Genomic DNA, 10,000 nt, shown 5'->3' with positions numbered 1-10,000 from the left:
CTGATACACAAAAAAGCAGATAATGTTCAAGAAATTTACGACAAGGTAATTGCTGAAAAATTTGCTTTCGAAAAACGATTAATAGTAAACGAATTAAGAAAATACGGAATTTATTCGGTTTTAACCCAACCCGAAAACTTAACATTAGATACTATAAATAAATATCTTGAAATCAAAGCCAGAGGAATTCTATAGCATACAACAACTGTTAAATTTATATTGTTAGAATTATTATCGTCAGTTAATTTTTATCTTTAACTTTTACTAAACCAAAAAACATGAGATACTTATCGTTATTGTTAGTATTCTTGCTTGCATTTACTAGTCAAGCACAAGAATACTTTCCAAAAAATGATGGCGTAAAACAAAGTTTTAAAAACTTTACCGCAATTACAAACGCCACTATTTATGTATCAGCAACGCAAAAAATTGAAAAAGCAACGCTGTTAATCAAAGACAACAAAATTGTAGAAGTAGGAACCAATGTTGTAATTCCAAAAGGAACCAACATAATTGATGCCTTAGGAAAAACAATTTATCCTTCATTCATCGAATTGTACAGTGAATTCGGAATCAACAAGCCTACTCCAAGACCAAATGGAAATTTCACTCCTCAATACGATACCAATCGTGAAGGGTATTATTGGAACGACCACATCAAACCAGAATACAATGCGTATGAAAACTTAAGCTACGATTCAAAAGCAGCAGGAAATTTAAGAGAAGCTGGTTTTGGAACCGTTTTAAGTCATCATAATGATGGTGTAATTGCTGGAACCGGTTTACTTTGGACCTTAAACGACTTCGGCACAAACGCCGATAGAATGATAAAAGATAAAGTATCGCAACATTTTACATTCAGCAGAAGTAAATTTACAAAGCAAAGTTATCCTTCTTCTATGATGGGAAGTATGGCTTTAATTCGCCAAGTATTTCATGATGCAAAATGGTATGCGCAAGGAAATGCAACTAATAAAGATTTATCTTTAGAAGCTTTCAATGCGAACAAATCTTTATTGCAAATCTTTAATGCTGGAGATAAATTAAATGTATTAAGAGCAGATAAATTAGGAGATGAATTCGGAGTAAAATACTTAATTAAAGGTGGCGGAAACGAATTTGAGCGTATTAACGAAATCAAAAAGTCAGGAGCTACTTTTATTATTCCATTGAATTTTCCAGATGCTTATGATGTTTCTGACCCCTATTTAGCGCAACAAGTAAGCTTGAGCGATATGAAATTTTGGAATCAAGCACCATTCAACTTGAAAATTTTAGCTGAGAATAATGTCCCTTTTGTACTTTCTACAGCTGATTTAAAAGAAACAAAATCATTCTTATCAAACTTAAGAAAAGCCGTTTTATATGGTTTACCAAAAGACAAAGCGTTATTAGCCTTAACAGAAAATCCTGCTAAATTGGTTAATCAATTTGATAAAATTGGTTCTATTTCAAAAGGAAAATTAGCGAACTTCATCATCGTTTCAGGTGATATTTTTGAAGACAAAAGCAACATCTTAGAAAACTGGGTGCAAGGAAATCGAAACATCATTGATAAAATTAATCCAACTGATATCAGAGGGACTTATGATTTAGTGTTTGACAATCATAAATTCGAACTAAAAATTGAAGGAGAAACTTCAAAATTCGAAGCAAAAGCGGTTAAAGACAGCATTAACTTTGGAACAAAAATTCAATTCAATGATCCTTGGGTGAATTTGGTAATCAAAAACCAAGACACCACAAAAGCGAATTTCGTTAGACTTTCTGGAACTTTCGTTAAAGATATGATGCAAGGAAAAGCTGTTTTAGAAAACGGAAACGAAACTTCTTGGACAGCTACAAAAAGAGCAACTGAAGCTAAAGAAGATAAAAAGAAAGACGACAAAAAAGACGAACCAAAAGTTCCTTCAATGTATGCTGTAACGTATCCAAATATTTCGTTTGGAACGACTGAAAAACCAAAACAAGAAACTATTCTATTCAAAAACACAACGGTTTGGACTGGTGAAAAAGAAGGAATTCTAAAAGAAACCGATGTTTTAATTCAGAACGGTAAAATTGTAAAAATTGGTAAAAACTTACCATCAACTGGAGCAAAAGTAGTTGACGGAACTAGAAAACATTTAACCGCTGGAATTATTGATGAACATTCGCACATTGCCATTTCAAACGGTGTAAACGAAGGCGGACAAAATTCATCAGCAGAAGTTACCATTGAAGATGTAGTAAATTCAGACGATATTAATATTTACAGAAATTTAGCTGGTGGCGTTACTTCGGCTAACTTATTACATGGTTCTGCAAATCCAATTGGTGGTCGTGCGGCTTTCATCAAATTAAAATGGGGTTATGCTCCTGATGAAATGTTAGTAAAAGATGCTCCAAAATACATCAAATTTGCTTTAGGTGAAAATGTAAAACAATCGAATTGGGGAGATTTCTCGAGAAACCGTTTCCCGCAATCGCGTATGGGTGTGGAACAAGTATATGAAGATTATTTCACAAGAGCTATTGAATACAAAAATGAATGGGATACTTACAAATCAGGTAAAAATAAAAAAATGCCAAGATTTGATATCGAGATGGAAGTTTTAGGCGAAATTTTAGCTAAAAAACGTTTCATCACGTGTCACTCTTACGTGCAATCAGAAATCAACATGTTGATGAAATTAGCTGAACGTTACGGGTTCAAAATTCAAACATTTACGCATATTTTAGAAGGTTATAAATTAGCTGATAAAATGTCGGCTCATGGTGTTGCTGGTTCAACATTTGCGGATTGGTGGGCTTACAAATACGAAGTTAACGATGCGATTCCATACAATGCATCTATTATGATGAACGAAGGTGTAAAAGTTTCTATCAATTCGGATGATGCTGAAATGTCAAGACGTTTGAATCAAGAAGCAGCTAAAACGGTTAAATACGGAAACGTAACGGAAGAAGAAGCTTGGAATTTCGTAACCTTAAATCCAGCAAAAATTCTTCAAGTTGACAATAAAGTTGGAAGTATAAAAGTGGGTAAAGATGCCGATGTGGTGCTTTGGTCAGATAGTCCATTATCAATCTATACAAGAGCAGAAAAAACGTTAGTAGACGGAATCATTTTCTACGATTTAGAAAAAGAAAAAGAGACTTTAGCATTGATTCAAAAAGAACGTGCTGAGCTAATCAATTTCATGTTGGACGCTAAAAACAAAGGAATGAAAACGCAATTGCCTAAGAAAAAAGAAAACGGTCACTACCACTGTGACACTTTAGGAGAATATTGCAAAGAGTCTCACTACAAATACAACTAGTCATGAAAAAATATATAGTTCTTTTATTTATTTCTTTGTTTGGGTTTGCCCAACAAACGCCAGCCCCAAAACAAAGCAAATCGATTTTAATCTTAGGTGCTAAAGCGCATTTAGGAAACGGACAAGTAATTGAAAATAGTTTAATTTCAATTATTGATGGAAAAATTGCCAATATTGGTGATGCAACAGTAATGAAACCAGCCAAACACGATATTGTGATTGATGCTTCTGGAAAACATGTTTATCCAGGATTCATTGCTCCAAATTCAACATTAGGATTAGTTGAAATTGATGCGGTAAGAGCTTCAGATGATGAAAGTGAAATTGGAGAATTCAATCCACACGTGAGAAGCATTATTGCATATAATGCAGAATCTAAATTAGTAGAAACTACGCGTCCAAATGGCGTTTTATTGGCACAAATTACACCAAGAGGAGGAAGAATTGCAGGAACTTCATCAATCGTTCAATTAGATGCTTGGAACTGGGAAGACGCTTCGATTAAAACAGATGACGGAATTCACTTAAACTGGCCAAGAAGCTATTCAAGAGCGGGTTGGTGGGCAGAACCAGGAGGAATAGAAATGAACAAAAATTACGACCCACAAGTAAAGGCGATTCAAGAATATTTTGACAATGCTTTTGCTTATTTGGGAAGTAAAAATGCGAAAAAAGATATTCCATACGAAGCTATGAAAGGTTTACAAACAGGTGAGAAAACATTGTATGTAAACGCAAATGGTGAAAAAGAAATCATTGATGCCGTTTTATTCAAAAAGAAAAACAACATCAAAAACATGGTAATTGTTGGTGGTTATTACGCATTCAAAGTGGCAAATTTATTAAAAGAGAATAACGTTTCTGTTTTATTAAAACGCGTTCACGATTTACCTTTATTAGAAGATGAAGATGTAAATTTACCATACAAAAATGCTAAATTATTAGTAGATGCAGGCGTTTTAGTTGCATTACAAAATGCGGGTGACATGGAACGTATGCAAACTAGAAATCTTCCATTTTATGCTGGAACTTGTGCCGCTTGGGGATTAACAAAAGAACAAGCATTACAATTAATCACAGTAAATTCCGCTAAAATTTTAGGAATTGACAAGCAATATGGAACGTTAGAATCAGGTAAGAGCGCTACTTTATTTATTTCTGAAGGCGACGCTTTAGATATGAAAACCAATGTTATTTCTTTCGCTTTTATTGATGGAAGACAAATCAGTTTAGAAAGTCACCACACTGAATTGTACGAACGCTACAAAGGAAAATTCGAACAACAAAAAAAATAAGACCAAAAGCCTTTCAGTAAATGAGAGGCTTTTTTGTACTTTTGCCTCATAATTTCAAATTCATGAAACAAATCACCTCAGTTCAAAATCCGTTTATTAAATCTTTAGTTCAATTGCAAGAGAAGGCAAAAGTTCGTAAGCAAACAGGCACTTTTTTAATTGAAGGAAAACGCGAAATTGAATTGGCGCTAAAAGGTGGTTATGAATTAGAAACCATTCTGTTTTTACCTGAAATCATTTCGGAAAGCGAAATAAAAAATCTAGTAAAATCGAGCTCAGTAGAATTTATCGAAATCTCGAAAGAAGTCTATCAAAAATTAGCATATCGCGATACTACTGAAGGCATTTTAGCAATAGCAAAAACCAAATCCTTAGCTTTATCCGATTTAAAACTATCTAAAAACCCATTGATTTTAGTTGGTGAATCTTTGGAAAAACCTGGAAACGTTGGTGCTATTTTAAGAACGGCAGATGCCGCTAATATTGATGCTGTAATCATCGCGAATCCAAAAAGTGATTTATACAATCCAAATATCGTTCGTTCTAGCGTTGGTTGTTTGTTTACCCGACAAATTGCTGTTGGAACTACGGAAGATGTTATTGCTTATTTGAAATCCAATAATATCAATATTTATTCCGCAACTTTACAAGATTCAACCGAATATCATACCCAAAACTACACTACTCCCACTGCGTTAGTTGTTGGCACAGAAGCCACTGGTTTATCTGAAAAATGGCGAACAGAAAGCACAAAAAATATCATCATTCCTATGCAAGGCGAAATCGATTCGATGAATGTTTCGGTTGCAGCCGCTATTTTACTATTTGAAGCGAAAAGACAAAGACAATTTCAATAGCAATTTCAAAATTCAACTTCAAATCTTTGTTCTTTATTCTTTTCTCTATTTTCTCTCTTGCACAATTAGAAAAATTAGCTTACTTTTAGTTGGTTAAAGAAAATGTATGACAGAGTTAGAATTAGAAGCCGAAAACAAAGCCATTGCGCAAGAATATAAAGAATTACTTCGCATCAGTTATCAAACCCTTACTGATGAAGACAAAAAAATCATCCGTAAAGCATTTGATGTAGCTGTTGATGCTCATAAAGACCAACGCAGAAAATCGGGAGAAGCTTATATTTTTCATCCTATTGCGGTAGCTAAAATTGTGGCGCGCGATATTGGTTTGGGAGCAACTTCAATTGCTGCAGCTTTAATGCACGATGTCGTTGAAGATACTGACATTACTGTTCAGGATATTGAAAAAATGTTCAATCCTAAAATCGCGCAATTGGTTGAAGGATTAACTAAAATAGCCAAAGTTAAAACCGATCAAGAAATTTCTATTCAAGCAGAAAATTTTCGTAAAATGTTATTAACGTTAAACGATGACGTTAGGGTAATTCTAATCAAAATTGCTGACCGATTGCATAATATGCAAACTATGGGAAGTATGGTGGATTACAAACAAGCCAAAATTGCTTCTGAAACACTTTATATTTATGCACCTCTCGCCCATCGTTTGGGATTATACAATATCAAAACCAAATTAGAAGACTTAGGTTTGAAATATACCGAACCCGAAGTTTACAACGATATTGTAAGTAAAATCAAAGAAACTAAAGAAGAACAAGACGAATATATCAAAACTATTTCGGATGTTTTAAGCAAATCATTACAAGACGAAGGAATTGAATTTGTCATCAAAGGACGACCAAAATCAATTTATTCGATTCGTAGAAAAATGAAGGCACAGGGCGTTACTTTTGATGAAGTTTACGACAAATTTGCCTTACGAATTATTTATAAAGCTAACCAACATGACGAAAAGTTCATTGCTTGGAAGATATATTCAGTAGTAACCGATCATTATCGTCCTTCTCCAAGTCGCTTACGTGATTGGATTTCTTCACCAAAATCATCTGGCTACGAAGCACTTCATATTACCGTAATGGGGCCAAAAGGTCGTTGGGTAGAAATTCAGGTGCGAAGCGAACGCATGGACGAAATTGCGGAAAAAGGATACGCTGCTCACTACAAATACAAGAATGGAGCTACAGAGGAACACGGTTTGGAAATTTGGTTAAACCAATTGAAAGAAGCTTTAGAAAATTCTTCTACGAATGCCGTTGATTTTGTTGAAGATTTTAAACTGAATTTATATGCCAAAGAAATCTATGTCTTCACTCCAAAAGGCGAAATCAAATCGTTACCAAAAGGAGCTACTTCGTTAGATTTTGCTTTCAGTATTCACTCTGAAATTGGGGTAAAAACTAGAGGAACAAGAGTGAACGGAAAATTAGTTCCATTAAACCATGTTTTAAATAGTGGTGATCAGGTAGAAATTATTACTTCGGCAAATCAAAAACCAACTTCACAATGGTTGGATTTTGTTACTACTTCTAGAGCAAAAAATAAAATTAAAAACGTTTTAAACGAAAACACCAAAAAGATTGCCGAAGACGGAAAAGAAATCCTTACAAGAAAATTACGCCACTTAAAAATTACCTTAAACGAGAATACAACTAACGAATTAGTTAACTTCTTTAAGTTACAGACTAGTTTAGATTTATATTACAGAGCAGGAATTGGAGCTATTGAAAACCAACAATTAAAAGAATACGCAGCTCAAAAAAGCAACACCTTGGTTAATTTCTTTAAGAAAACTATCAAGCGTTCGCCTTCAAGTCAACCCGAACAAATTAATAAAAATGAAATTAGTAAAAAATATGACTTACTAGTTTTCGGTTCCGAACAAGATAAATTAGATTATAAACTTTCTACTTGTTGTAATCCAATACCAGGAGATGAAGTATTTGGATTTGTTACTATCAACGAAGGAATAAAAGTTCATCGAAAAGACTGTCCGAATGCGATCAGTATGCAATCCAATTATGCATATCGTATTATTCCAGCAAAATGGATTGACTCTTCACAAGAAGAATTCAAAGCGATTTTAAAAATTACTGGAATGGATATTTTAGGACTTACAAACGATTTAACCAAAGTAATTTCAAGTCAAATGAACGTAAATATTCAAAGTATTTCCTTAAGTAGTGAAGCTGGAATTTTCAACGGACAAGTGGCTGTGGTAGTTCAAAACAATACAATCCTAAAAAAGCTAATCGAAAACATCAAAAAAGTAGATGGAATTGATAAAGTGACAAGGGTTTATAATAATTAAAAATGAAGAAAGTCTTATTACTCATCCTATTTTTAACCACTAGCCTTTCAGCACAAACCCCTAAAGTAAAGTATTGGTTAGACCCAGAAGGAAAAGAAATTAAAGAGAAAGATATTGACATTATATCTGAACAATATCCAGATAACGCAATGGCTTACAGAAAAACTATTGATAGTGGAATCGTGTATCAATTTAATGCCCCAAAATATTCAACTTATAAAGTTGACTACAAATTCGTTAAAGCTGAAATTGAAAAAATTACAAATCAAAAATATTCTAATTCGGCTATTTTTATGATTAAGTTTGATTATTTAGATGATTCTTGTGATGGCTTGTTTTCTAATACAATAGATAATGAAAAAATAAATTCAATTAAATACTACGATGGGCCTATAAAATTAAAATTAGAACAAAAATCAAACCTAATATACTTGTCTTTTTTCGAAAACAAAATTATTTTAAAAAACAAACCTACATCTAAAAACGATTATTTTTTTTCAGACCAAAATCATTTTTTTAGAAACAATTTATTTCTTCATCCTACTATTTGCGGATCTTTTGGATTAATAAAACCTAACGGTGAAACTCTAATTAGAAACGGAGCATATAGAATAGATTTAATGTTTGAACATTTAACATCCGAAATTTGGAATCTTTTTTTTCAACAATAAACGTTTGATAATTATTAAAAACGATATCAAAAAATAACACTATCTTTGCCGATATTTGATTTATCAATACGATGGAAAACAAAAATCAAGAAATTGTAAAGAACGTTTTTACTAAATTTTTAGAAGAAAAAGCACACCGAAAAACACCAGAACGCTACGCTATTCTTCAGGAAATTTACAATACTGCCGAACATTTTGATATCGAATCTTTGTATATCAAAATGAAAAATAAAAACTACCGCGTAAGTAGAGCTACTCTTTACAATACAATCGAACTTTTATTAGAATGTGGTTTGGTGCGCCGTCATCAGTTTGGACAAAACCAAGCACATTACGAAAAATCGTATTTCGATAAACAACACGATCACATTATTTTAACTGATTCTGGTGAAGTTATTGAATTTTGTGACCCAAGAATTCAACAAATAAAACAAACCATGGAAGAAATGTTTGGAATTGATATTTCAACTCACTCACTTTACTTCTACGGAACAAAAAAACAACAATAACAACTAACTACAAATAATAAACAACAACACAATGACTGTAGATTTACTACTTGGATTACAATGGGGCGACGAAGGAAAAGGAAAAATCGTTGACGTTCTTACCTCAAAATATGATATTATTGCAAGATTTCAAGGTGGACCAAATGCGGGACACACTTTAGAATTTGACGGGATCAAACACGTTTTAAGAACGATTCCTTCTGGAATTTTCCACAAAAACGCAATTAATATCATTGGAAATGGAGTGGTAATCGACCCAGTAGTTTTCCAAAAAGAAATTGAAGGTTTAGCTAAATTCAACATGGATGTAACGGCTAAATTATTCATTTCTAGAAAAGCACACTTAATTTTACCAACACACCGTTTGTTGGATGCCGCTTCTGAAGCATCAAAAGGAAAAGCAAAAATTGGTTCTACTCTAAAAGGTATTGGCCCAACTTACATGGACAAAACAGGTAGAAATGGACTTAGAGTTGGTGATATCGAATTAGAAGATTTCGAAGCAAGATATAGAGCTTTAGCTGACAAACACGAAGCAATGATTGCTTTCTATGATGTAGAATTACAATACAATCTAAAAGAAATGGAAGACGAGTTTTTTGCAGCTGTAGAAGACTTGAAAAAATTAACTTTCATTGATAGCGAAGAATATTTAAACAAAGCTTTAAAAGAAGGAAAATCAATCTTAGCTGAAGGAGCTCAAGGTTCTTTATTAGATGTTGATTTTGGAACGTATCCTTATGTAACTTCTTCTAACACAACAGCAGCTGGAGCTTGCACAGGTTTAGGAATTGCACCTAACAAAGTAAAAGACGTTTTCGGAATTTTCAAAGCATATACAACTCGTGTAGGTAGTGGACCTTTCCCTACAGAAGATTTCAACGAAGCTGGACAAACAATGGCAAAAGTTGGTAACGAATTTGGTTCGGTTACAGGACGCGCTCGTCGTTGTGGTTGGTTAGATTTAGTGGCTTTAAAATATGCTGTTCAAGTAAATGGTGTAACACAATTATACATGATGAAAGGCGACGTTCTTTCAG

General features: G+C 33.4%; 7 protein-coding genes and 1 pseudogene. All 8 read left to right on the top strand.

Annotated elements, in window-relative coordinates; genetic code table 11:
• A pseudogene (locus LDL23_RS10040) lies at positions 1-195 on the top strand (DUF58 domain-containing protein); the annotation flags it as partial.
• A gap of 83 nt (positions 196-278) precedes the next feature.
• Positions 279-3,302, top strand: coding sequence for an amidohydrolase family protein (locus tag LDL23_RS10035; RefSeq protein WP_291265573.1), 3,024 nt, complete (start codon positions 279-281; stop codon positions 3,300-3,302).
• 2 nt (positions 3,303-3,304) lie between these two features.
• Positions 3,305-4,597, top strand: a complete 1,293-nt coding sequence (locus tag LDL23_RS10030) for an amidohydrolase family protein (protein WP_291265572.1) — start codon at positions 3,305-3,307, stop codon at positions 4,595-4,597.
• A 62-nt stretch (positions 4,598-4,659) separates the two neighbouring features.
• Positions 4,660-5,454, top strand: a complete 795-nt coding sequence (locus LDL23_RS10025) for an RNA methyltransferase (RefSeq protein WP_291265571.1) — start codon at positions 4,660-4,662, stop codon at positions 5,452-5,454.
• 106 nt (positions 5,455-5,560) lie between these two features.
• Entirely contained in the window at positions 5,561-7,780 is a 2,220-nt protein-coding gene (locus LDL23_RS10020) for a RelA/SpoT family protein (protein WP_291265570.1), read from the top strand.
• Positions 7,781-7,782: 2 nt separating this feature from the next.
• A complete protein-coding gene (locus LDL23_RS10015) occupies positions 7,783-8,451 on the top strand; it encodes a hypothetical protein (RefSeq protein ID WP_291265569.1) in 669 nt (222 codons plus the stop codon).
• 71 nt (positions 8,452-8,522) lie between these two features.
• Positions 8,523-8,960: a Fur family transcriptional regulator gene (locus LDL23_RS10010; protein WP_111566744.1), complete on the top strand. Its 438-nt coding sequence runs from the start codon at positions 8,523-8,525 to the stop codon at positions 8,958-8,960.
• Positions 8,961-8,991: 31 nt separating this feature from the next.
• Positions 8,992-10,000, top strand: a 1,009-nt coding sequence (locus tag LDL23_RS10005; RefSeq protein WP_291265568.1) for an adenylosuccinate synthase, incomplete at its 3' end; no start/stop codon positions are given.

This window comes from Flavobacterium sp. (assembly GCF_020217025.1).
In the GTDB taxonomy this organism is placed as follows: domain Bacteria; phylum Bacteroidota; class Bacteroidia; order Flavobacteriales; family Flavobacteriaceae; genus Flavobacterium.
This window is presented reverse-complemented; position numbering and strand designations above follow the sequence as displayed.

Coding starts and splice junctions, on each gene's coding strand:
- LDL23_RS10035 (WP_291265573.1), top strand. CDS start 279: ATGAGATACTTATCGTTATTGTTAGTATTCTTGCTTGCATTTACTAGT.
- LDL23_RS10030 (WP_291265572.1), top strand. CDS start 3,305: ATGAAAAAATATATAGTTCTTTTATTTATTTCTTTGTTTGGGTTTGCC.
- LDL23_RS10025 (WP_291265571.1), top strand. CDS start 4,660: ATGAAACAAATCACCTCAGTTCAAAATCCGTTTATTAAATCTTTAGTT.
- LDL23_RS10020 (WP_291265570.1), top strand. CDS start 5,561: ATGACAGAGTTAGAATTAGAAGCCGAAAACAAAGCCATTGCGCAAGAA.
- LDL23_RS10015 (WP_291265569.1), top strand. CDS start 7,783: ATGAAGAAAGTCTTATTACTCATCCTATTTTTAACCACTAGCCTTTCA.
- LDL23_RS10010 (WP_111566744.1), top strand. CDS start 8,523: ATGGAAAACAAAAATCAAGAAATTGTAAAGAACGTTTTTACTAAATTT.